This is a genomic window from Mesotoga sp. H07pep.5.4, from assembly GCF_003664935.1.
Classification (GTDB): Bacteria; Thermotogota; Thermotogae; order Petrotogales; family Kosmotogaceae; genus Mesotoga; species Mesotoga prima.
In genome coordinates this window covers 1-25,341 of the sequence record NZ_JFHM01000021.1, presented here as the reverse complement: position 1 = coordinate 25,341, position 25,341 = coordinate 1, and the positions used below count along the sequence as shown (strand labels likewise).

The following is a 25,341-nucleotide window of genomic DNA, read 5'->3' as shown; positions in this document are numbered from 1 at the left end:
TCGCACTATAGTTTAGGTTTCCACAACGTGGACAGCCTTCCAGACTACCTATGAGGAATTGAAACATCTCTCGATCTCTTTCTTCATATCTTCCTCGGTCAGCTTCCAGACTACCTATGAGGAATTGAAACCAAAGAATCCATCTTCTCCCTTCCACCAGAGAACATGCTTCCAGACTACCTATGAGGAATTGAAACTACCGTCTAAGAATATTCTCAAGGTATAGTTGCTGCTTCCAGACTACCTATGAGGAATTGAAACTTGCGTCGGAAAACTCTTCTTTCTTCTCGTATTCGGCTTCCAGACTACCTATGAGGAATTGAAACTTAGTAATATCAGAGCGATAGATGGCGGCAAAAACGCTTCCAGACTACCTATGAGGAATTGAAACCAGTATTTTTGAGATAAATTGAGCTAAGAACACCGGCTTCCAGACTACCTATGAGGAATTGAAACAGTAATACCAGCCTTTTGAATTTGGAATGTTTCGGCTTCCAGACTACCTATGAGGAATTGAAACTCGCCGTCTGGTGAACAATGCTCATCTGATCGCGTAGCTTCCAGACTACCTATGAGGAATTGAAACGCGACATGGGAAACATCTCAGGCTACGCGCTCAAACGCTTCCAGACTACCTATGAGGAATTGAAACCCACAAGCTAAAGAAGAATCTGAGAGACGATCTCTGCGCTTCCAGACTACCTATGAGGAATTGAAACTTAGTAATATCAGAGCGATAGATGGCGGCAAAAACGCTTCCAGACTACCTATGAGGAATTGAAACCCATTACAGCCGAGCACGCCTATTACGGATTCGGCAATGCTTCCAGACTACCTATGAGGAATTGAAACTGCAGTCGGCGTTGCATGGGACTATAACGCCGAATCGCTTCCAGACTACCTATGAGGAATTGAAACGACATTGACTCTCACGACTTGGCAGATGTTGATAAGGCTTCCAGACTACCTATGAGGAATTGAAACGCAGTTATAGGCATAGCATAGAATACAGTCAAGTGCTTCCAGACTACCTATGAGGAATTGAAACCCGATTGCAATTTCCGGGAATTTCTTAGCCTTATCAATGCTTCCAGACTACCTATGAGGAATTGAAACCCCGTATTCAAACACTTGATCATTGAAAATTGCGCTTCCAGACTACCTATGAGGAATTGAAACTAGCTGATCTCTTCGCTGATGATCAAGTCAAGAAGAGCTTCCAGACTACCTATGAGGAATTGAAACCTCGATCGGGAAAATATGGAAGTTTCCAGATTTCTCGCTTCCAGACTACCTATGAGGAATTGAAACCATAAGTCTGCTATACCTCATTAGAGATATAGCAGTGCTTCCAGACTACCTATGAGGAATTGAAACTGTTCCTGGTTAGTTCTGAGTATTGAACTCATGTGTGCTTCCAGACTACCTATGAGGAATTGAAACTGTTTATCTTTTCTCCAACTTTCCAGGAGAGCCCCTGCTTCCAGACTACCTATGAGGAATTGAAACCAGGCAAGCTGAAGGGATCCGCATAGTCCGAGACAAGCTTCCAGACTACCTATGAGGAATTGAAACATGCCTGTAATGTCTTTTCGCCTACTTTCTCTTCTGGCTTCCAGACTACCTATGAGGAATTGAAACTTCTGTTTCTGGATCTTCTGTGCCACTTTGTGTGGCTTCCAGACTACCTATGAGGAATTGAAACACGTAAATACTAGATCTAATTGCATCATTTTCGATTGCTTCCAGACTACCTATGAGGAATTGAAACGTTAGTTCAGTTGCAGTAGCTCTCCCGTGTTTCACGGCTTCCAGACTACCTATGAGGAATTGAAACACGTAAATACTAGATCTAATTGCATCATTTTCGATTGCTTCCAGACTACCTATGAGGAATTGAAACTCCAGAACATGGGGATGGCTGCAAGCCTTGATAGGGCTTCACAGGTTCCTAGAAAGCCGAATCCATTCATCAATAAACTGGTTTGATCGTTTCAAAAAAACAATATATGCTTGGATTTTGATTTATTTGTTACAAGAGATATAATGAATATAAATTATGCCTTGTGAAGTCTTTGCCGGAACAATTATGGATAGCTTGAATGGGGTATTAAGTTGTCACTTTCACATTAATTGTCAAATGGTGTTATACAAAGATGAAATGAGGTAATGGTTTTGCAGTTGCTTGCGATAAGTAAGGCTCCGTACTGCGTTCCTCGAAAAATCATCTTGATGCATTTGTCGCCGAACAGAATGACGAATAAGCGAGAACAATATCGCTTACTAAGGGTTATTCGACTCTCATGACAGCAGACGGGAGAAAGAAAACCTATTTCTGCAATCCGGCAGAGAAAGATTTCGCAATTCAGATTCAGGAAAACCTCAACAGAAAGGCAAGTGCATTGGGTAATTCCGGCAGAGCAAGAGAATCTTTCTCCTTCAAACTTGTCTCAAGACCTGCTCAACGAATTGTCAAGTACAAGGATTTCACTCAAATTGCCTGGGACTTCCGCTTTGAGCTTAACGCAGGTCCGGAGCTTATATCAATAGCCTACTACTGGGGACTAGGTTCAAAGAATGCACAGGGATTTGGAATGATAGAAATCAGTGAAAGGAGCCAGTTGAAACTAACGGGAGAGCGTTCATTTATAAGGATGAGTTTGATAAGAATCCAGCGCGTACCTAAAACTTAAGTCAGAAGATTACTTAGCCATCGAAACACTTGGAATACGCAAGAATCAGCGGCTGACTTTGGGGCTGCATAGAAAAGAGGTGTGGGAAAAATGGAGAGTGGACCGATCACATTCAGAGTTAAGACCCTTACCCCGCTATGGACCGGTGGGTCAGATGGAAAGATGGACCGGGTACATGAAACGGGAATTATAGGAAGCATCAGATGGTGGTATGAAGTTATTGCTAGAGGTCTCGGCTATTACGTATGCGATCCAACTTCAGATAATCGCTGTAAACTATCTGGCAAAGAAAACGACGGTGAAGAAAGGATTTCGAAGCTTTGTCCTGCCTGTTATCTTTTTGGAACTACAGGCTGGAAGAGAATGTTCAGTTTGTCTGTAACGGTCGATGGCAAGCAGCCGGTTAGAGGGAATGAACCCTTTTCACAGGCTACAACTAACAACATCAACAAGAACTGGTTAAGCAAGATCTTTGAGAAGAACCTTTATGATAGGGACTTCTTCGGTTCGCTTGAGCTTAGAGTTTTTCCAAGGTGCGATAGAAATCAAATTGAAAAGCAGCTCAAGGCTGTCCTTTCAATTATGAGCAACTTTGGTTCTCTTGGGGCTAAGCCTCAATTCGGTTACGGCCTCTTTGAACTCACTGACGATGCGGAGGAAACAAAAGAATCACTTCGGATAATCAACAGATTCCTTAAGGAAAATTGCTTTGTCAAGAAAAGTGATGATAAGAAAGGCTTTTCGCTGAATAACTACTGGAAAATCGAAACAGAAGTTGGAAAATCTCTTCCGCCAGCGAACCTGGAATATTTGCGTAATAAAGGCAAGGATGTTTATATTCCAATGTCTTTTGATTTGAGATATATGTTGCGAAAAGAATACTTTGGAAAATGTGGATCCAAAAAAGCTACAGCAGAGATCTTTGGGAGAACGAAAGGTGATAAATCGGCAAGCAAAGTGTTTGTTAGCAGTTTCTACAAAGAGGACCAGAAGAATGAAAAATATAAGTTGCGCATTTGGGGATTCACAGCAAGAGCTGTTTCGGAAATTATTCGCGAAGCAATTGAAAGAGATTATCAAACTAATAGCGATGGGGAGATTTTTTCTTTTGGTGAAATGCTAAGTGAGGTGACACAAAATGATTCTCGACTGTAATTCCAGCACCTTCTTCGAAATCAGGGAAAAAAACATTATGAGCGAACTCACAGATGAACTCCAGAAAAACAAACCAAATGAGAATGTACTTTCGAAAATTCTTAGAAAACTAGGCGACTCAGAACTCTTGATTACTTTCAAGTACCTCGAAGCTATAGGGTATTCTGATGGAGAAAACTGCGTAAAACAAGTTTATGTGAGAAGAAGGAAAAATGCGGACTGTAGGAGCAGTTTTGCTAAAGAGATATTCAATAAAACAAATTCGACGGCCCTAGATATTCTCCCTCCCTACTCATTCATTATCGAATTTGATTTTACTCTTGAAAAGCCCTACATCTCCAAAGATGATGAGAATTTTACGATTATTGAAAACTCCATAAAGCGAGAGAAGATTCTCGATTGCCCATATATTCCCGGGTCTACATGGAAAGGCTGCCTTCGTTCAGCGCTTTGGCATGAAGGTATGAAGGAAGATGACGAGCAAATCACTCGAATCTTTGGAAACGAGAGACTGACGAATGAAAGCTTTCGACAAGGTCGTCTTCACTTCTTTCCATCGTTCTTCGATAAAGTAGACTACGAAATCGTAAATCCTCACGATAGAAAAACCCGTGCCGGAACCGTTCCGATACTTATTGAGAGCATTCCTTTGGGCACAAATAGCAAATTTTCACTGCTCTATGTTCCGTTCGACCTTGCTGGAAAAGAAAAGGAGGAATCCGCCAAACAAATGCTTGAAGATCTGAAAGTAATCGCCAAAGGAATTGAAGCTATGTTCACTGTTTATGGTTTTGGAGCAAAGACCTCAAGCGGATATGGTATAGCCAGCAACAATGTAAGAAACGGAAAAGTTTATACTGACATGTCTGTAAATCTAGAGCGAGAAAACGAGGCAATGAAACTACCTGAGAATTTCCGGAAATATCTCAACGAAAACGGAACTGTGAAAGGTGAACTGGTTGACAATGCAACAGGAACCCTACTCAGCAATAAAAAGTTTCAGAAGCAGAAGACAGAGCACGGTTTTCTGAGTGGTGATGAATTCTCAAAATTCAAACGCTGGTATGAGGAAAATGGAAAATCTTATATGGACTCACTGCGTGTCAAGGACTCTTCACAAAATGCGGGAGAATTTTCGAGCTTTGCTGAGCTTATCGACCTAACAAAGGCAATAGCCGATATGAACGCTCAACCAGATACAGCGGGAGGTAATCCTGATGAATAAGGATTTGACTGTTCTTGCAGAAAACAGAGACGTTTTGCTTACTGCTGAAATTGCATGCTGGTTGCACATGATAGGGAAGTATCACGAAGAGTTCATAAGCGGAAAAAACAGCAAGCTAGATGCTGTGGTTCCCTCCGAAATCATTGAGAATCCCATGATGAGTAAGCTTTTCGTCAAGGATCTCACTGACGGAGTCTCAGAAAAGTTGACTGATAAATGGGGAATTGAAACATCGTTTGTCAAGAAGATAATAATCGGGGAATTCGTTGAGACCCATAAGAAAAGCAACCTCACAAATCCTTATCTGAGCTTGAATCGAGATGCACACGGAAGGGGTTCAGGAACCGAGAAAGGAATTCTTGATGATAAGGCATATGAAGACCAAAAAAATAGGGCTATTGCAATCATATACCCATCTACCGCATTTGGTCATGAAAATAGCTTCTTGGACATTGACGAAATAGCTTCCGAAAGACATATTCTGTACAACTTTATAAAACAAAAGCTAGATGTAATTCGAAAACTGGCTGGGCAGAATAGTGCAGAGAACCTAAGAATGTGGAACGGACTTAGAAAGGAGTTTATCAGCACACTTCAGAGGCATTTTAGTAGAGCAATAGGAGATACTAGAAGACCTATAAATGACGTTACTCTTTGGGACCAGACAATATCTTCGGTAGCTTTTTTCAAAGCAGAGCTTGCAGAATCCTTAATCAATGGATATAAAGATCCTTTCGATAAAGACAACAGATACACTTTCAGATATCTTCACGTGACTTTTGACGGTGAAAGCTATGTGGCAAAAGGAGCTGGTATTGGAGACATTATAAGTCGAAGAAAGCTTATCGATGAAGCATTAGATAGAGCAAAATCATTAATCGAGGTGGAGTATCCTCTTGGTTTAGAAATATACAGAGACACAAACGGGATAACTTTTCTAATTCCAGAGCTAAGCGAAAAACTGGCAATTGATGATTTGGTCGTGAAGAAAGGGTTCAGTCTAAAGCAAACAATCTCCGAAGAGATTACAACTTCAACTAACTGGGAAGTTACTCCGTTCTTTCATATAACCGAACGGCCTTCAAGAAACCTCTATAATTTGGGTTCTGTTGTATCAAAGAAGCCTGATGGCAATATTCCTTGTCTGAAACTCAAAGAACTCTGGACCGAAACAGCAGAGTTATGCCCTTCTTGTAACATAAGATCTATTGATGCTAACTCTCGAAAACGAGGGATTAAGTTTTGTGAAGAATGTTCTAGGAGAATTACTGGTCGTGGAAAGCAGTGGGCGGCAAACAGGAAAAATCATACCGTATGGATCGATGAAATTGCAGACTCAAAGGGAAAGATAGCACTGCTTAGCTTCAGTTTCAATTTGGATAATTGGGTAGGTAATACAGACAATCTTTCAACACTTAGAAGTCCAAAAAAAGACATTGGCTTCTCATTCAAGGAACTTACGGGAGAGCTTTCAACATCAGATGAACTAAATTGTATCCCAAGTCTGAAAAGTGTTGGGAAAAAATACGTCTTGACTGATCTCAAAACAGTTGATGGCCTTTATAACTTTATGGTAGGTTCTGAAGATCTCGAAGAAAACAAAGCACTCGAAAAAAATGAAAAGCTGGCACTCGCAATTTGGCGGAAACCTCCTTCTTTTGCAAGGGTTCGTAGAGTGTGGGAGACGACAAGTAAATTCTGGGATGAGGCTCTCGCAGAAATCAAAGAAGTTATAGATCCAATAACTGAAAGGCTTGTTTTGAAAGTTCGGACAAATAATCTAAGCCTCCCAACAAATAATGCCTATGAAGCCAAAGTCAATGAAACCAAGTTCAATGAAACCAAGTTCACTGAAACCAAGTTCACTGTATTCTACGAGAACAAGAATCCTAAAGGCGCTGATGGACTCGAAAACTTCGTGATAATTGAGAATCTTGAATTGCTTGCCAAGAAGCTCCCTGTTGAAATAAAGACAGACAGTCGGAAAGATTTAGTTGATGCCTTGCTTGAAGGGCTGAAAGGCAAGAACATAGACTTTTTCAACTCCAATGATCCTTCAGTAGTCCTTGCCAGTTCAAGAATCGATGGCATAGAAATCGAATCGTGTAATTACACCCCGGTAATCGAAATAACGAAAGACCCGGAAAGATTTATGGTTCTTGTGCCGGCAGATAAGGCTCTTGAAGCTGCCAAAAAGATAAAAGAGAAATACGAAAGGGAAATGGGAAAAGTCAGAAACCGCCTGCCCATGAATCTTGGAATTGTGTATGCGGGATATCATACGGCTCTTCCTGCCATCATGGATGCCGGGCGCAGAATGATGCAAATCGACAATGAAGAAAAAACATGGATATTGATGAAACAACCCGAAGAGCTCTCAGATTACTTCGAATTGACTTTCCAAGGAAATCAATTTTGGAAAATCCCCTCAAAGATGGGAGACTGTTCAGAAGATGTATGGTATCCGTATTTTTATGTTTTGAACGCCGAAGCCAAACCTGAAAAAAGGCTCCTCTCTTTCAAGGGGCCTTCCGGTAACTGGCTAGTTCATGTTTCAGAACTCAAAGAGGGCGACATAGTTCAAGTCACACCTTCTTATTTTGACTTTGAGTATCTTTCGTCTGCATCCCAGAGATTCGAGATCAGCTACACCAACGATTGTAGAAGGCGGTCAAATGATAGAAAACAGCGCCCATATTATCTTGACGATCTGGATGAGATTGAAAGAGTGTGGGCAATTATCTCAACAAAACTTTCGAACAGCCAGATAAAGAAGCTAAACACTCTCGTTGAAGAAAAACGAAGAGACTGGGCCCTTTCTACAGAAAATGAGGACGATACTTTCAACAGTTATGTTGAGAACGTCGTTGAAAATCTCAAATGGAAACAACCTCTCTCAAAGCATGAGAAAGAGAAACTCGTTGATTTTTGTGTGAATGGGAAATTTGTGGATGTTCTGGAAATTCACATGAGCATAATGAAGGATAAATCGGAGGTGGCGGAATGAGCAACGAACTCTATAGCGAGGAGAAATTCATTTTCATGACTCTTGACCCAATTCACATAGGTACGGGCGGAACTAATCTGGGGATAGTAGACAATACGATAATAAGAGAAGCCGGCTCAAACATACCGATAATTCCAGGGACAAGCCTCTCAGGCGCGGCGAAGATGTACGCTGCAATGCTTATGGGAGATCTGGATGCAGCTGGCAGCAAAAAGCCCAAGAGTACTGAGAATCCAGTATCATACACTTTTGGGTATATAAATAGCTCTGGTTCTAAGCAAACCAGCAAGGCCGGCGTTGTTAGTTTTTCGGATGCAAGGATAGTTCTTTTCCCGGTCTGTTCATCCGAAGGAACGATCTGGGTTACTACAAGAGCTATGCTGAACGAAATTGGCTTCGATATGAAAGACCTCGGCCCAGATGAAGAAAAAGCTTATCACCTGGGCGGAACAGATGAAAACAGCAAGATCAAAATCGGCTGGCTATTCATTGATGTAGAAAATATAACAATTGAAAAGCCCAAACTTGGTGGCTTGGCAGAAAAAGACGAGTGGAAGGTTGTCGAACAGAAGATCTATATAGTATCAGATAAGCTGTTCACACAAATAGTCAATGACAACCTTGAAACAAGGACCTCCGTAGCGATCAATCCTGAAACCGGTGCTGCCGAAGATCAAGCTCTTTTCACATATGAAGCAATTCCAAGAGCCACATGGCTAATTTCAGCCGTAATTCAAGACGATTATAAGATCGAAGGGTTCAGTGACTCAATGAAAGAAGATAAATATAAAGAAAACGGAAAGATAAATTGCTGGAAATCCCCAATGGATGTCGTAAGAGCTGGCTTCAAAATCATCGAATTCATGGGCATCGGCGGAATGACCACGAGGGGCTTCGGTAGAATGAAGATTATCTCTGGTGGTGACAACCAATGAAAAATCTCGATTATTTTGCAGCAAAGTCAGGGCAAAAAATCTTGGCTGCTCTAGAGAGCATGGACAAAAAAGAACTAGAGAAACTCATTAATGATATTCTCCTGGTACTCCACGGTAACGGTGTTTACGCCTGCATACTCTATCTCTATGCGAGAGAAAAGAAGAAGACCGAAACAGCAGAAAAATTAGCAAAAGAAATGCTTGGTTCTGTTAGGGAATCGCTGGGAATAGACTTTGAAGATTTGAATGAGAAGATGAATAATCCAGAAGACGTGCTCCGCGTGGTCAACGAGAAGATCTGCAACAACACAGGTTCTCTCTTCCTTGTGAAGGACCTATGGGAAAGGACTCTCGTTTACGCTAGATATGGTGCCAAAGCGAAGGTGAAGAATTAATGAGCTGGGAATTACATAGGGTTTCTCTCAAACTGCTTTCTCCGATGCACATAGGCTGGAGAAAAATTGGAAACCTTCAGCAAACAAGATACTATGTTCCTGGTAGAACCCTTTGGGGAGCCTTGACTGCTAGGCTTGCCAGAGACTACGGAGACTTTGATTACAGCAAAACCGGAATAGACGTCGATAAATCTCTCAGATTCAGCTATTTCTACCCCTCTGATAATGAAGAGAAAATCGATCTACTCCCATGGGAAAGAAAAGATGAGTTCGAATGGAAATACATAGGAAGTACGGTGAACACTGCGCTAGATCTGGGTGCAAGAATAGCTGACGAGGGCAGTCTGCATGAAACAGAGTATATAGCTCCAAAAACAAGAGACGGGAAACAAGTCTATCTCATTGGAAATATCTTTGAACACAAAGATTGTGCCTTGAATTGGGAAGATGCACTTTCGAAGCTACAAATAGGTGGTGAAAGAACATATGGATGGGGTCGAGTGGAAACTGATGAATCGAAAGGCTGCGTTCAGGTTGCTCAGATTGATCTAGATGGATATGATATTGAACTAAACGAGGAATTTCCAGTAATAAAACTCTCAAGATCTCATTCGGCAATCTCCCACGTGCTCGCCGACAATCAAATAGATAGCTCTGCCTTAAGTGGCAACATAGAACCTCTTATTGGACTTGAAACAACTAGAGAAGAGAGATTCGGAGCAGAAATCTCAGCAGCTCAAATATGCTGGACACCTGGTACTAAATTCAGTAAAGATCATACTTTTTTGATAGGCGAAAAAGGAATCTGGAAATCCAAATCCTGATTTACTTCTCCGTCGACCCCTGATAAATTGAAAACACCTGGGGATCGACAGAAGCATGTCAATTCAGCTCTTCAGTTTTGTGTGCAATTCATGAGAAAATGGTCTTTGAAAAACAGGCAAGAACTCATATTGCCTCAAAATGCTGAAAATCCTTTATAATCTATATAGTAATGAGCTTCCAGACTACCTATGAGGAATTGAAACCGCGCCTGATGTAACCGGCTGGGAGCTTGAGCAGCGCTTCCAGACTACCTATGAGGAATTGAAACCAAAACTTTCCACCCAGTTGCAAAGACTCACGGGGAGCTTCCAGACTACCTATGAGGAATTGAAACTGTGGAACTCATGAGAATGGTCGATCTCCTGCTTCTCGCTTCCAGACTACCTATGAGGAATTGAAACGATTATTTGGGAAGAGGAACAACAGAAGAAGATCAAGCTTCCAGACTACCTATGAGGAATTGAAACTGTAGCAGATGCGGTTTAGTTGTTCAGCAGCTATGAGGGTTGAGCTTCCAGACTACCTATGAGGAATTGAAACTAAACTCTGAGGAGGTGAATGAATGAAGATCTTCACAAGCTTCCAGACTACCTATGAGGAATTGAAACTGTAAGAGATGATGAAAGAGACGACCGCGATTATCGCTTCCAGACTACCTATGAGGAATTGAAACGATTGAAAACTCGAACAGCACAATGCGACATTTGGCTTCCAGACTACCTATGAGGAATTGAAACTCGGCAATTTATTGTGAAATTTGACGGAAATCATAGATAAGCTTCCAGACTACCTATGAGGAATTGAAACTGCGTGTAGAAAAGGCAAAGGCACTCATGCTGGTGTCGCTTCCAGACTACCTATGAGGAATTGAAACCTGGCGAATCATCACGCATTGAGAAGATCGAAGAAGAGGCTTCCAGACTACCTATGAGGAATTGAAACTGTTGCTCACGAGAGAACTAACCCAGTCAGCAACCTTGGCTTCCAGACTACCTATGAGGAATTGAAACTTCTCTTGTTGAAATACCAGCGAATATCCCTGTGAAAGCTTCCAGACTACCTATGAGGAATTGAAACACGATTCCCTTTGCATCAGATGGTTTCACTCGCTTCTAGCTTCCAGACTACCTATGAGGAATTGAAACTCTTCTTCGTCATAATCATCTGCTGGTTCTTGCTTCTGGGCTTCCAGACTACCTATGAGGAATTGAAACCCTTCTTTTAGGACGGCCGAAAGAGCCGGATAGTCACTCGCTTCCAGACTACCTATGAGGAATTGAAACAGTCTTGTCTATGACATCCTTCAAATGATCAATCGGCTTCCAGACTACCTATGAGGAATTGAAACCGAATGTGATGTCTGATTGCTCCTTCTTCTACTTCGCTTCCAGACTACCTATGAGGAATTGAAACTCGGGGAATGTAATAGAAAAGCCATGAGCGCATCTCTATGGCTTCCAGACTACCTATGAGGAATTGAAACCCGAAATAACTAACCTAACGTAACAGGGAGGTACTTCAGCTTCCAGACTACCTATGAGGAATTGAAACTGTACTCTGAAAGGGGGATGAATAAATGGCTTTCTATCGCTTCCAGACTACCTATGAGGAATTGAAACTACACCATGAAAGGAGGTGAGACAGTGAAAATAATCAAGCTTCCAGACTACCTATGAGGAATTGAAACTTGAATCTCTGGCAAGTTTCGCAGCGAAGTATTCGGGCTTCCAGACTACCTATGAGGAATTGAAACACCGTCCAAGGTCACAGTATGCACCCTAGGTTCAGCTTCCAGACTACCTATGAGGAATTGAAACGGGGAAGCAATCAACATGGGGCAAGGCTCATATGGAAAGCTTCCAGACTACCTATGAGGAATTGAAACCTTTCTCAGAGAAGTGCTTCTCTTCGGCTTCCTTTTGCTTCCAGACTACCTATGAGGAATTGAAACTCTTGATGTTTGCTTGTGCGGCGTCGATATCCTTCGCTTCCAGACTACCTATGAGGAATTGAAACTCGTGTCGTTGAGTACGATTCACGGGTACCCCGGTTGCTTCCAGACTACCTATGAGGAATTGAAACTTCCTACATCCAGTGAGTTGAGGCCAGCAATAATCTTCTGCTTCCAGACTACCTATGAGGAATTGAAACTTCTATGATTTTGATATCAAGGAATGTACATCATGAGCTTCCAGACTACCTATGAGGAATTGAAACGTGTTGCTGTGAACTGTACTGAAGCGGGATTGTTTGCAGCTTCCAGACTACCTATGAGGAATTGAAACTCTCCTGAATCTTTCGTTCTATGAGGCTGTGGTTTGAATAGCTTCCAGACTACCTATGAGGAATTGAAACTACGGAAGCACAGATGTAAGAGACGAAATATACTATGAGCTTCCAGACTACCTATGAGGAATTGAAACGAAGATGGATCTATCCGGCCACCCCCGCCACGGCAAAGGCTTCCAGACTACCTATGAGGAATTGAAACCCGACACCGGATCGACTGACGACACTGTCCGGCTTGCTTCCAGACTACCTATGAGGAATTGAAACTCAACTACGAATCAGCATGGCGCAAACCGTTCGGTGAAGCTTCCAGACTACCTATGAGGAATTGAAACTTCACAAGGTAAGGGAAGAGATAACAGAAATGAAGCTTCCAGACTACCTATGAGGAATTGAAACCCTCAATTCCAAAGAAGATCCCTGGCCACTCCTTTTGCTTCCAGACTACCTATGAGGAATTGAAACTCCTTGCCGTGTAAGTTGTTCCACCATAATCAATTTCTAGCTTCCAGACTACCTATGAGGAATTGAAACTTTGTTTCTACAGTGGCACCAGTAACGCCGTTGATAGCGCTTCCAGACTACCTATGAGGAATTGAAACCAGAAAGGTATAAGCTATCACGATGGAGTATTTAGCTTCCAGACTACCTATGAGGAATTGAAACTACCAATTGATGTATGAATCAGATGCTAAACTATTGGCTTCCAGACTACCTATGAGGAATTGAAACTGCAGAAGATGGTTCGGACGGGCAAGTAATGGTAGAAAGCTTCCAGACTACCTATGAGGAATTGAAACCCGAAACTGATGAGTTGACTTTACCAGAATTGCTGAGCTTCCAGACTACCTATGAGGAATTGAAACTTGTATAATACTACTTTGAAACTGTCAACCTTGGCCGCTTCCAGACTACCTATGAGGAATTGAAACTTGCCTTGTCCCACTCCATAGTCAAACCTCCCTCAAACTCGCTTCCAGACTACCTATGAGGAATTGAAACGGATCCCAAAGCGTGAAAGGCCGAAAACTGAAGTGGGCTTCCAGACTACCTATGAGGAATTGAAACTCACGAACCCGACTACCCTATTACATGGAGGGTTGCTTCCAGACTACCTATGAGGAATTGAAACATGCAGATCATGAAGGGACCGATCTTGAGGCTGTATGCTTCCAGACTACCTATGAGGAATTGAAACTCGAGTAAGCAAAGGAGGAACTTCTCATGGGAAGAGCTTCCAGACTACCTATGAGGAATTGAAACCGTTCGTTGACTGGTTCCTTGTGAAGTTTCCGCTTGCGCTTCCAGACTACCTATGAGGAATTGAAACATGTACCAAAATTGTTACAAACCGCGGAAAACCATTGCTTCCAGACTACCTATGAGGAATTGAAACACGTCGGGAAGACCACAACAAACATAGACCTTATGGGCTTCCAGACTACCTATGAGGAATTGAAACCGTGGCGCTACTCTCTATAACTCTGTTCAGGATGCCGCTTCCAGACTACCTATGAGGAATTGAAACAGCTGTTTCTCGGTCGCCACTTTCTCGACGGGAAACGCTTCCAGACTACCTATGAGGAATTGAAACTGCGCTAATAAGGTCTAACGTCAGCTTCTCCATTGCGCTTCCAGACTACCTATGAGGAATTGAAACTCTCCTTGGCCTTGTTGATATTCCAAATGCCAACCTGCTTCCAGACTACCTATGAGGAATTGAAACACTTCAAAACTTTTGTTTAATCATATCACTTAATCTTTCGAGCTTCCAGACTACCTATGAGGAATTGAAACTATTGTTCTCCATGAACACAAGAGCCTTCTGAATGGCTTCCAGACTACCTATGAGGAATTGAAACCACGTCGAAGAACACGATTCTACCCGCGAGGGCAGCGCTTCCAGACTACCTATGAGGAATTGAAACTAGACAAGGTTCAACTTCTCAAGGGCGAACCTACTGCTTCCAGACTACCTATGAGGAATTGAAACATACCTTCTCAATGCGGCACGGGGTAGAATCAAGTAGCTTCCAGACTACCTATGAGGAATTGAAACGCAGATACACAAGAGACGCTATCCAGGAAGAGAGAGACCAGGCTTCCAGACTACCTATGAGGAATTGAAACTCACGTACCAGTCGTCTTTCATGTCGCTTTCGAGAAGTCGGGCTTCCAGACTACCTATGAGGAATTGAAACTGAAACCGCAAGAATGAGGTACTATTCGGGAAGAAGGCTTCCAGACTACCTATGAGGAATTGAAACCGTTGTATGTCAGACAGATTGAAAGGTGGATTAACAGCTTCCAGACTACCTATGAGGAATTGAAACTCTCAAACGGGGTTGTGGGGATAGCGGGTCGGTGGTTGGAGTGTGCCAAGATCAGTTGCAAGTTCCAGTGTGAGTTGTGAGTAGAAAAGTCCAACGAAATGGGTCTCAGGTCTCGGAAGATCAAACAAACCGGTTCTCCGTTCACCGAGGAGAGCCGTGAAGCAATAGTATCGAGATTCCGACCAGGAGCTTTGTCGGAAGAACGGAATCTAGCCTTTTCGGAATAACCGTTAATTGTCATCCCGGACTTGATCCGGGATCTGTTCCAAGAACGAACAACCTGGACGCGCAGCGTCGGAACGAAGAACCAGTCTTCCCGAAGGACGGATTCATGGTTTTGGACGAAGGACGGCACTTCCCGGCGATCAGCAGGTCTTATTGAACTCGTAAGTCCCCATTTTGCTTTCCGACAAAGTCCGGACTCGCCACCGAAGGTTATTGGCTTCTCGATTTCTATTCCTCTCATCAGAAGATTGGTAAACTCTCGAAAAGGTTTCTTCCTGACAGATTTTTTGGAAAGTGGTGTGCTTATCACAGGATCTTTAGACTACTCTCTTGTCCCCGTGAAAAAGCATTAGAGATCGATCGGACTTAGCCTCGTCAACTAGAGCTTTGGTGAAGCCAGATCTGCTGAAAATAGCGTACTCCTTCTCTTTGAATTCATCCCATCGCGGCAGATTTCCCCTTTCACGCAATGCTGCAAGAATATCAGTGCCGACGGGACTTTCGCTCCACTTAACTTCTCCCAATAATATCCGTTTCTCTTCTCTGTTCATACCCACCAGATCGACTTCAGCGTTTCTATCCCACCAGCGACCGATTTCGAAGTAATTCGATCCGCTAATCCGCATGACGGCACTGCGCGCTAAATCCTCATATGTGAGCGAGAAGAACTTGTTTTCGGTATCTTTCAGGATGCTCAACAGTCTTTCCCTCTGATCGGTGAGTATTAGATCTTTGTAATAGAAAACATAACGGAAGTAGAATCTGAAGAAGTTGTCTGCTATTCTGTATAGTCCCTTCTTGCTTTTAAGCGGATCTTCACCCACTGGTACTTCTTTCTCGACTATGCCAAGAAGATTGAGAATGGAGATATATTTCATGATGCTACTTTTGTCGATACCAGTTTCGTTTATTATCTCGCCCAGTTTTCTCTTTCCAAGCGAGATTGCCCTCAAAATGGCGAAGTAGTTTCTCGGTTCTCTGAGCTCCTCATTCAGAAGAAACTCGGCTTCGGCAAACAACACCTCGTTCTGGTTGTATATCTTCTCCATGACATTTCCGTAGTAGTCAAGATCGCTGTCAAACTGCTCAAGATAGAACGGTACTCCACCAAGAGTGCCCCATATCTTGAGTAAATCGTCAAATTCGTATTTCTTCTCGAAGAACTCGCCGATTTCATTGAAGGGAAACTGGTTTAGAAGAAGCTGTCCAGTTCGCCTGCCGTATAGAGGGCTCTTGTAGCTCAAGACACTGTTCTCCATTACGGAGACGCTCGAACCCGTGAGAATGAGAAAGACATTCGAGTCTGACAAGTATTCGTCCCAGCCTTTTTGAAAAGACGAAATAATGCCCGGTTCTCTTTCTATAAGGTAAGGAAATTCATCTATCACGAGTATGTATCGATCGTGCTTGGAGGCAAGGTACTTGAACAGCATCTCCCAGTTGGAGAATTCGGTTATTATGTCTTCGTCGAAGAATTCAATGACCTTCTCGGAGAGCTTCTTCAGTTGAAGATTCTCAGGCAGTTTCTCTGCCAGGTAATAGATCCCCCGCTTCTTCCTCAAGAATTCCTTTGTGAGTTCTGTCTTTCCAACTCTCTTTCTTCCGTATAGAATAAGGAGTTCCGGTTTTCCCCTTTCAAATCTCTCCTCGAGATAGGCTAACTCCCTCTTTCTTCCAACAAACACAGTGATCACCTACTTAGTATACTTTACAGTATTATACTATATAGTATATTGTTAGCAAAACATCTTCATACCTCTCTTCCTTTCTAGTTTCCAATTAATTACTCTGAAAAGGACTCAGTTTGTTTTTGTATTATATTCATGAGTCTTCCAGATAATCCACGAATCTTTCCGAAGCTAATTTTCTTCTACGCTATATTGATCATTTGAGGAAGAGCAATAATGTATGACAGGATCCCGTGCAGAACCATCACGGGATGACCCAAACAGGGGCATTTTAGGGCAGCTTTCAGGGCATCCTCTACGGGATAACAAAGTGAGTGGATTTGGGCGCAGGCTTTAAGTGATGACGCGCGGGGATATTACGGGATGATACAACATGTTTTCGGGGCATGATACTCTCCCTTAGAGTAACTGAAAAGCTCCTGTTCAGGATTCGGGAGTTCCAAGATGTGAGTTGTAAGAAACGAGGACCGTTGAAGTCATGAAGCACTAGCGTCAGGATTCCGACCAGGAGCTTTGTCGGAATGACGGAATTGGGCGTTTTCGGAGTAACCATACGCTGTCATCCCGGACTTGATCCGGGATCTGTTCCAAGAACGAACAACCTGGACGCGCAGCGTCGGAACGAAGAACCAAGGACGAGATCCCGACCAGGAGCTTTGTCGGAATGACGGAATTCGGCGTTTTCGGAGTAACCATACGCTGTCATCCCGGACTTGATCCGGGATCTGTTCCAAGAACGAACAACCTGGACGCGCAGCGTCGGAACGAAGAAACAGTCTTCCCGAAGGACGGGTTCATGGTTTGGGACGAAGGACGGCTCTTTGCAGCGTTCAGCGGGTTTTCGTTCTTTAGCGTAGAGCGGTTTCTATTGAGAGATCCCGTATAAGAGCACTACGGGATGACTGAAGAGAAGACTCAAACAGAATCCCTGAAGAGGAGACCCCAAACAGAATCCCTGAACAAGATCATTTCAGGGCAGGCTCATTGGGGCAGGTTCTACGGGATGACGTAATGAGGGTTAAAAAAACGGGGTCAGAATTCGGTTTGTACGTATCAGCAAGTAAAGACTCTCACTTACCTTAACGAAATAAGGGCCGTACAGGAGCGAATGAAACCCGGGTGTTCTTTCATCGACAGAGGTGAAATAACAAGGCCAAATAACTAACTAACAGGTAAAGAGCGTGAATTCTTTTACAGATCAGAACCTTAAGCGCCTGAGACTTTCTTCGAAATCATGCTAAGGGCCTGGTAACACTCTCACAATCTGCACAAGCTTCGAACCCTTTCAGGGTGACGAATTCATGCGTTTTGTCTGTCTGTGTGGTGTCGGACCCGAGCGTATGAGGCTTCATGTCTTCCCCGGATAGAAACGCTTCCTTTCACTTTCGCCTCGGTATTTGCTCAAGCCTTGTTTGCTTCGCAGGAAGAATTGGCTCACTGGGTACTTCAAGCTCCTGAAAAAGCTTCCGGGGATGTCTTGACAACGATGGACTATAACAATATACTAATGGTAGATATGTCTATCTTATCTTCATATGTAAAGGAGTGGTTTCACAGTGACTATTTCAGAGAGCCTGGAGGATTATCTGAAGTCTGTGTACCAGATACAGATCGAAAAGGACTTTGCACGTGTGAAAGATGTGGTTGAGATCCTTGGGGTGAAAACTTCCTCGGTGATTTCTGCATTGAAGAAGCTCAGCAAAAATGGACTCGTCGACTACGAAAAGTACAGTTACATTAAACTCACTCAGGCAGGACTGATGCAGGCCAGTCTATTGTTCGAGAAGCACAACTCTCTCAAGACTTTTCTCGAAGAAGTTCTGTATATCGAGAGTAGCAAAGCAGGCGAACTTGCACATGGTCTCGAGCATCATCTGAATCAGGAATTGCTGACGAAAATGGAAGCCGTAACGAGGTTCTTCGCCGAAAACCCTGAGCTCCTCAAAAAGATGCAGACTTACGTTGAAGATTATGAAAAGGACTCACAAGGAACTCTGGACAAACAAAAAAGCGGAAAGGTCTACAGGGTCGAAGCCATCAGGGGCGATCCCGAGTTGAAGAGACGTCTCTTGAGCATGGGAGTGCTTCCTGGAACAGAGATTTCGCTTGAGGCTATCGCTCCCCTGGGTGATCCTATCGAGATAAAGGTGCGGGGATACAGACTCAGTCTTCGTAAGGAGGAGGCGAGGGCCGTTGTCGTCGAGAGTATCTGATAGTTTCTTTCTCAGCAACGTGCGACGGGGCCGCTGCAGAATAGTTGATCTTTCAAGATGCGAAACGCAGAGATCGAAACTGCGAAGCATTGGTCTTATCGAAAACGCTGTTGTTGAAGTTATGAGGGGCTCGGCTGAGGGAATGTTGATTCTTCTAATAGGGGAGTCTCGGATGGGTCTGAGCAATTCTCTCGCAAGCAGGATAGTAGTTGAACCAGTGGACGAAAGAGTCCGCTTTGTAGATGGAGGGGAGGAGAACAATGCCGTCAAAGGGCGTTTTGGTAGAAGAAGACGTTATCGATATCGCACTGGCTGGTAATCCCAATGTGGGAAAGACAGCGGTGTTCAATGCTCTGACAGGGATGCACCAAAAGATAGGAAATTGGCCAGGAGTTACGATAGAGAAGAAGGAAGGAGTATTTTCCTTCGGCGGAATCAAGGCAAGAGTCGTCGATTTACCGGGGATATACGGCTTGAATGCCTTTTCGATAGATGAACGAATCTCCCGTGACTATCTGGTGACCAGCAGGCCCGATCTGGTCTTGTCGATAATCGACAGTACGAACCTGCAAAGAAACCTTTATCTCACTCTCGAACTGATAGAAATGGGTATGAACGTCATTGTGGTTCTGAATATGCAGGACGAGCTGGAGGCCCAGGGGATCTCAATTGACACGGAAGGCGTCGCCAGAGAGCTCGGGGTGCCAGTCGTCATGATATCGGCGCTGAAACGCACCGGCATTAAGGATCTTAAGGACAAGATTTTCGAATATGTGGGGAAGGTCTCGTCGAGAACAGAGAGAAAGTTCCACGACCAGAGAATCGAAGAGGCAATCAGGAAGATAGAGTCACTGGTATTGCACTCCGATATTTCCAGTGAGCTTGACCCAAGATGGTTGTCCATAAAACTCATTGAAAAAGACCCAGAGTACAGAACGTTACTCGAAAGAGCTTCAAGCGGTACAAAGGGCGCAGTCGATCAAATCGTTTCAGACCTCGAAAAGTCTGTTGGAGACGCTTCTATAGCAATGGCCCAGGAGAGGTACAGATCGATTCAAGAGATTTACACGAACTTTGTGAAGAAAAACACCGGTCGGGTCGATTTCACAGATAAACTTGACAGGATACTCACCAATAGATGGCTTGGAATTCCGATATTCTTCTTTCTAATGTGGCTGACCTTTGAGGTAACCTTTACCATCGGGAATTTCTTTCTTGAACAGATAGAGATTGGGTTCGAATGGCTATCTGAATCTGCAGTTTCTCTACTTGCCGGGAACGTACCGGAAATAGTTGTTTCTCTTGTTTCGGATGGAATTATCAGTGGTGTGGGAAGCGTTATGGTCTTCGTTCCTAATATCTTCTTCTTGTTTCTCATGATCGGGGTTTTCGAATCGTCAGGGTACATGTCCAGGGCTGCATTTGTCATGGACAGGCTGATGCATAAGATCGGGCTCCACGGCAAATCTTTCATACCTATGATAATCGGATTTGGATGCACAGTTCCTGCAATTATGGCTACGAGGACCCTTGAATCGAGAAAGGACCGGCTGATCACTATGCTTGTTTCTCCTTTTATGTCATGCAGCGCGAGATTGCCAATCTATCTTACCTTCACCGGTATATTCTTCTCAAAACACCAGAGCACCGTCGTGTTCAGCATCTATGTGATCGGAATAGCGGCCGCCATTGGAATGGCGATGTTATTCAAGAGTACGATCCTCAAGGGGGAAAGCTCGCCTTTTGTGCTTGAACTTCCGCCGTACAGACCGCCAATGGTTAAAGAGACACTGAGATTTGCGGGAAGCAAGAGCCTTATGTTTCTCAAGAGGGCCGGCACCATTATCTTCATAGTTGTCCTGGTGATCTGGGCTCTGGCAACCTTCCCCGCTGGGGTGGAGTATGGCTCCAAAGAAAGCTATGCAGGCGTAATTGGTTCAACTGTAGCTCCCCTAATGAAACCCATGGGAATTGATCACTGGGAGAGCGGGGTTGCAGTGTTAATGGGAGCTCTCGCAAAGGAAGTAGTGGTCGGGACTTATCAGACGCTGGTAGGAGAAGGAAACCTCGAACTGACCTTGAGTGAGTATTTCACACCACTCTCGGCGTACGCTTTCATGCTTTTCACATTGCTATACATGCCATGCGTAGCGGTATTTGGCGCAATCTGGGAGGAAGCTGGAGTCAAATGGGCTCTCTTTACAGCCGTTTACACAACTGTATTTGCGTTCATTGTTGCTTCTCTCGTATTTCAAATTGGTAGTTTGTTTCTCGCTTAAGTAGGCATATTACATTCAATTGCTCGATCAGAAATTGCTTTGGGGCAATGCAGCGTATACGGTGATCGTTCCCAAAAGCTTAGTTGGCTTTAGCAAAGCAAAACGCTTTCTACTCATTTTTATAAGCAATGCGCTGCTTGCGATTCACGGAAGAAGAAAATTACCCTTGGTGCCAAACCGGTAGTCAAAATCCGTTGATGTTTTCCGCATGAGAGCAAAAAAGATCCTGAACCATTCTCTACCCGATTCTTACGCTATTTGTCTATTATCAGGGTTCCGATCAGGAACCCTTCTTCATTGAAGACTGCATACCTTCCCTCGGAAAGTTTCTCAAATCTGACCGTCTGCAATCCGGATTCAGCAACTTCACGGCTTTCTGACTTTTTCTTTGTTTCTCTTACGGTCAAGAATCTCTCTTCATCGCCACCCTTTGCATTCCAATCAAGTTTCTTCTGGATTGTCCATTCGTCGACCAGATACCTCTTGCCGATTCTAGTTGCCTTGAGCGCGCCCTCGCTTATCCATTTTCTTACAGTCCAGGGCGTACAATTAAAGATCTCCGCCACTTCTTTTGTTTCATAATACTTCCTTCCATCCATAACAACCATTTTCATTTCCCTCCTTCCACTATTTTCCGCTATATTCTAATATAATCTAACTTAATCATTTCAAATTTGACTGTTATCCTTAAAACACGGGCAAAAACCGTCTCGACGAGGATGTTTGTTTGAAGAGTGTTTATTGAGGCTATCAAGCATTTCCGGGCATCGCTCTGGGTAATGGTTTCGAGCCCAGTTTGTCAACAACTCTTCTCCGTGATAAGACCAATCTGTTTAAACCACTTCTTGTCTCCAATTCGAAGATCGGTCAAGTGGAGCGGAACTACGATGTAAGAAATAGGCAGAGCTCTCTAGGCCGCGCCCATTTTGACATAGCTATGTATGAAACTCGTTATCTCTAGTGAGATAGTCAGAATAAGCTCTTATTTTCAAAACAATAAGAACCGATATTACTCAGTGATTTCATCCGATGACTGGCTTCAGATTTGCTATAAACGATTTGCCATTCCAGGCAGTCAATCTTCACCATCGAGTAATCGATCTGTCCTTTGTTACCCGATACATCTCTATCATTTGATACTGTCTGGCCAACGATTACTGCTCCCCCGTCAGAACAGCATTTGCCTCATTGGCGTCATCAGAGCAGCTCCCGCCGAGGCATTTCTACCGGTGGAAATTGACGGCAACATCCACTGCTACTATCCAGCAACACAGGCTCCTACCGATTGATTACCCAAGACATTTCCGTCATTTGACATTGTTTGGCCGGCAATGATGTAATCCCCGCAGGATGTTCGAAAAACTAAAGTGTTCTCTTCATATCCGCTTCCTCTAAGGCACTTCTGTAGTATGATATTGCCGTTTGCATCCAGTTTCGCAATCCGGAAGCAGCTAGAATTAAGGTTACCGCAGACATCCCCATCAGTTGAGTTTGAATATCCAGCCACGATATATTAACCATCGGAAGTCCGATGAACTGGAAACGGTATATCACAACTACTGCCGCGCTTTCACCTTTGGCTTTGGAGAGCATTTACAAACCCAGAAGATTATGGAACCCAACTATATTCATTCAGACATTTTGAAGTGTGTGTGCAGGATTAGTTTCTTTTAATAACTTTCATTCATTTCTTTAGTGAAGTTCAAGGGAAGAAAGTCCGGGACTGGGTTTTGCTTATTGATTGACCGGGCGGTGGAAAAACTTTACATTCCGGGTTTTCTGAACAGGAGATTTTAGGTGGCCAAAGCGTTAGGAGAGTGAATTCCACTTCTTCCTAAAAAACGGAAATAGGTTCTGCGAAAATAAGAAGGTTCTTTGGTACAAGAAGTTCTTGACTATTACTGAATGATTATGAATACCCTCTTTCAGATGCATAGGAATTTGCCACTGAAAACATTATGCTATTCAAGTACGGTTTATAGCGTGGAAAGAATCAGATCTTAGGTTCTTTTTCAGTACGAAACACCGCTGCTAAAAGCAGAGAGGAGGCTTCTGCATGATTTCGAATAGGCTGTTATTTGTTTGTTTAGCTTTCCTGATGTTGTTTTCAGTTGTTTTCTCCAATCAACAGGAACTCACCACGGATCCTTCCGAAGCAAACTCGTTGGCCAAGGACGCATACATTTTCGCTTACCCTATGCTAGAGAATTACAGAACGATGTATGTAGAAGCCGTAAGTTCGGGGAAATTCAACACATTTACCAGGATCAAGACTCTTTTCGGACCGGATAGCAAGACAGTTGTACGGCCCAACAACGATACTATTTACTCAACGGCCTGGCTAGATTTGAGGGCTGAACCGATTGTGGTAGATCTTCCAGGAGTTAAAGACAGGTACTTCTCTCTGCAGCTTGTAGATATGTACACTCACAATTTCGCATATGCGGGCTCCAGGACCACGGGGACGGACGCTGTGACAGTAATGGTGGCAGGCCCCTACTGGGAAGGCGAGATCCCTTCGGGAATAGATGATGTCTTCTACAGCGAGGGAAATTATGTTTATTGCGTAGTAAGGACTGCTGTCAATAGCGAAAAGCCAGGAGATTTGCAGAGTGTCATTGAGATTCAGCAGCAGTGTTCACTGCAGACTGTGAGTGAATATTCCGGGGCTCCTTCTCCTGAAGCGCTTCAAATGGAGAGTTTTCCTTTTTTTGACCAGACCGTCGCCGATTCGGCAGGTTTCATAGGCTACTTCAATTTTCTTCTCGGCCAGCTGCAAATTCATCCTTCTGAAGAAGCCCTCATCCAGAGTTTCTCAAAGATAGGGGTTGGCCCGGGCAAAACATTCGATGAGTCAAAACTTTCCGAACCCGTTCGAGAGGCAATAGAATCGGCGATAGCCGAAGCGCGGCAGGCGATTTATCATCCAGGTACTACAATGGGAAGTATCACAAATGGTTGGTCTTTACCGGGAAGGATATTCGGGAACAGAGAGAGGATGCAGGGTCTCTATCTGATTAGAGCTTCGGCGGCTCATATGGGATTGTATGGAAACGATCTCGAAGAGGCTTACTATCCTAGCTGTTTCTTTGACGGTGACGGAGAGCCACTAGATGCTTCCAAGCACAATTACGTGATCTCCTTCAGCAAGGAGGAGTTGCCTCCAGTCGATCCCAAGGGCTTCTGGTCAATAACGATGTACGACGAAAATCAATTCATGGTCGATAACCCACTGAACAGATACTCTATAGGCGACAGGTCCGACCTCAAATATGCTGAAGACGGTTCATTGATTCTTTACCTGCAGCATGACTCACCAGGCGCAGACAAAGAATCTAACTGGCTTCCAGCACCCGACGGGAAATTTACCATGACGTTGCGAATCTATATACCGGCACCGGAAGGACTGGATCCTCTCTACTGTCCACCCGTTGTAAGAAAGACGCCTGCTGAATAGCATATATGTAGAAGACCAAGAGCAACTATCTTGTTTCATAGGCATATGGACTGCCAAAAGCTCAGTCATAGTGTCAATTGACAAAACTGTTAAGTCTTTTGATCTGCTTCTTAAAGTCATCACGGAGTTGGAAGCAGAGAGTACTTCTATTGAACAACATATCATCCCTGATTCCCGCCAGAACCAGCTATTAAAATACTCTGGTGAGCAAAGCAGGATTAAAAAAAGTGAGTTCAACGAGTGATTCAAAGGACCCTGAAAGAAACCACGCAATTAGGCTATAGAATCTAGGCGACTTTGAATCAGCAGCAGATTAAGAAATCTGCGCAATTATTCTAGGTGACAAATGCCGTTATCTCAGGAATATCCACCAGTTTTTCATTTCGTAGATGCCGTCTGTAGAAAGAGCACCTACCGTATAGTTGCTTAGATCGGGCTGGCGAATAACCGTCGAATATGACACATACTGTTCGTAATGAACATTTTTTAGAAGAACAACTTCTCCATAATAAAGGCTATCTCCGCCGAAAAGTATTCCAAGAATGTTGACTCCGGACGGTTCCACATTGAGGTCCCAATAGGAAGTGTTTATATTGAGGTATCATATTTACCCCGCAAGGAT

At 43.6% G+C, this 25,341-nt stretch carries 15 protein-coding genes and 2 CRISPR repeat arrays; of the genes, 11 read left to right on the top strand and 4 right to left on the bottom strand.

Features of this window, described 5'->3' with window-relative positions:
- Positions 1-35: 35 nt before the first annotated feature.
- Positions 36-1,903: a CRISPR direct-repeat array (repeat unit 30 nt; unit sequence GCTTCCAGACTACCTATGAGGAATTGAAAC).
- A 400-nt stretch (positions 1,904-2,303) separates the two neighbouring features.
- From cas6 to Y696_RS10770, 7 genes are all read left to right on the top strand, one after another.
- Positions 2,304-2,693, top strand: a complete 390-nt coding sequence (cas6, locus tag Y696_RS10800) for a CRISPR-associated endoribonuclease Cas6 (protein ID WP_121510465.1) — start codon at positions 2,304-2,306, stop codon at positions 2,691-2,693.
- Positions 2,694-2,783: 90 nt separating this feature from the next.
- Complete coding sequence (gene cmr1 / locus Y696_RS10795) at positions 2,784-3,848, top strand: type III-B CRISPR module RAMP protein Cmr1 (protein ID WP_121510464.1); 1,065 nt, start codon at positions 2,784-2,786, stop codon at positions 3,846-3,848.
- Positions 3,832-5,073, top strand: coding sequence for an RAMP superfamily CRISPR-associated protein (locus tag Y696_RS10790; RefSeq protein ID WP_121510463.1), 1,242 nt, complete (start codon positions 3,832-3,834; stop codon positions 5,071-5,073). Before cmr1 ends, Y696_RS10790 begins: the two co-directional genes overlap by 17 nt.
- Positions 5,066-8,080, top strand: a complete 3,015-nt coding sequence (locus Y696_RS10785) for a CRISPR-associated protein Csx11 (RefSeq protein WP_121510462.1) — start codon at positions 5,066-5,068, stop codon at positions 8,078-8,080. The genes Y696_RS10790 and Y696_RS10785 overlap by 8 nt, the downstream gene beginning before the upstream one ends.
- On the top strand, positions 8,077-9,015 hold the full coding sequence (gene cmr4, locus Y696_RS10780; protein ID WP_014731682.1) for a type III-B CRISPR module RAMP protein Cmr4: 939 nt from the start codon (positions 8,077-8,079) through the stop codon (positions 9,013-9,015). The genes Y696_RS10785 and cmr4 overlap by 4 nt, the downstream gene beginning before the upstream one ends.
- Positions 9,012-9,410, top strand: coding sequence for a hypothetical protein (locus tag Y696_RS10775; RefSeq protein ID WP_014731681.1), 399 nt, complete (start codon positions 9,012-9,014; stop codon positions 9,408-9,410). The genes cmr4 and Y696_RS10775 overlap by 4 nt, the downstream gene beginning before the upstream one ends.
- Entirely contained in the window at positions 9,410-10,234 is an 825-nt protein-coding gene (locus tag Y696_RS10770; RefSeq protein ID WP_014731680.1) for an RAMP superfamily CRISPR-associated protein, read from the top strand. Before Y696_RS10775 ends, Y696_RS10770 begins: the two co-directional genes overlap by 1 nt.
- A gap of 174 nt (positions 10,235-10,408) precedes the next feature.
- Positions 10,409-14,857: direct repeats of the CRISPR family, unit length 30 nt; unit sequence GCTTCCAGACTACCTATGAGGAATTGAAAC.
- A gap of 542 nt (positions 14,858-15,399) precedes the next feature.
- On the opposite strand, the gene Y696_RS10765 is transcribed toward Y696_RS10770, so the two are convergent.
- Positions 15,400-16,767 (bottom strand): ATP-binding protein, encoded by a 1,368-nt coding sequence (locus Y696_RS10765; protein ID WP_121510461.1) that lies wholly within the window; start codon positions 16,765-16,767, stop codon positions 15,400-15,402.
- Positions 16,768-18,326: 1,559 nt separating this feature from the next.
- On the opposite strand from Y696_RS10765, the gene Y696_RS10755 reads away from it, so the two are divergent.
- From Y696_RS10755 to feoB, 3 genes are read left to right on the top strand one after another with little or no spacing between them, the layout of a single operon-like run.
- On the top strand, positions 18,327-18,983 hold the full coding sequence (locus Y696_RS10755) for a DtxR family transcriptional regulator (protein WP_121510459.1): 657 nt from the start codon (positions 18,327-18,329) through the stop codon (positions 18,981-18,983).
- Complete coding sequence (locus Y696_RS10750) at positions 18,964-19,302, top strand: FeoA family protein (protein ID WP_006487552.1); 339 nt, start codon at positions 18,964-18,966, stop codon at positions 19,300-19,302. The genes Y696_RS10755 and Y696_RS10750 overlap by 20 nt, the downstream gene beginning before the upstream one ends.
- Entirely contained in the window at positions 19,244-21,262 is a 2,019-nt protein-coding gene (gene feoB, locus Y696_RS10745) for a ferrous iron transport protein B (protein ID WP_259459733.1), read from the top strand. Before Y696_RS10750 ends, feoB begins: the two co-directional genes overlap by 59 nt.
- 254 nt (positions 21,263-21,516) lie before the next feature.
- On the opposite strand, the gene Y696_RS10740 is transcribed toward feoB, so the two are convergent.
- Positions 21,517-21,876: a helix-turn-helix domain-containing protein gene (locus Y696_RS10740; RefSeq protein WP_121510457.1), complete on the bottom strand. Its 360-nt coding sequence runs from the start codon at positions 21,874-21,876 to the stop codon at positions 21,517-21,519.
- 748 nt (positions 21,877-22,624) lie between these two features.
- Positions 22,625-22,855, bottom strand: coding sequence for a hypothetical protein (locus tag Y696_RS10735; protein WP_121510456.1), 231 nt, complete (start codon positions 22,853-22,855; stop codon positions 22,625-22,627).
- Between the two features lie 463 nt (positions 22,856-23,318).
- Here Y696_RS10735 and Y696_RS10730 point away from each other — a divergent pair, with 463 nt between their 5' ends.
- Positions 23,319-24,719: a DUF1254 domain-containing protein gene (locus Y696_RS10730; protein ID WP_006487559.1), complete on the top strand. Its 1,401-nt coding sequence runs from the start codon at positions 23,319-23,321 to the stop codon at positions 24,717-24,719.
- Positions 24,720-25,071: 352 nt separating this feature from the next.
- Here Y696_RS10730 and Y696_RS10725 read toward each other — a convergent pair whose 3' ends face one another.
- Positions 25,072-25,284: a hypothetical protein gene (locus tag Y696_RS10725; protein ID WP_259459618.1), complete on the bottom strand. Its 213-nt coding sequence runs from the start codon at positions 25,282-25,284 to the stop codon at positions 25,072-25,074.
- Positions 25,285-25,341: the final 57 nt, after the last annotated feature.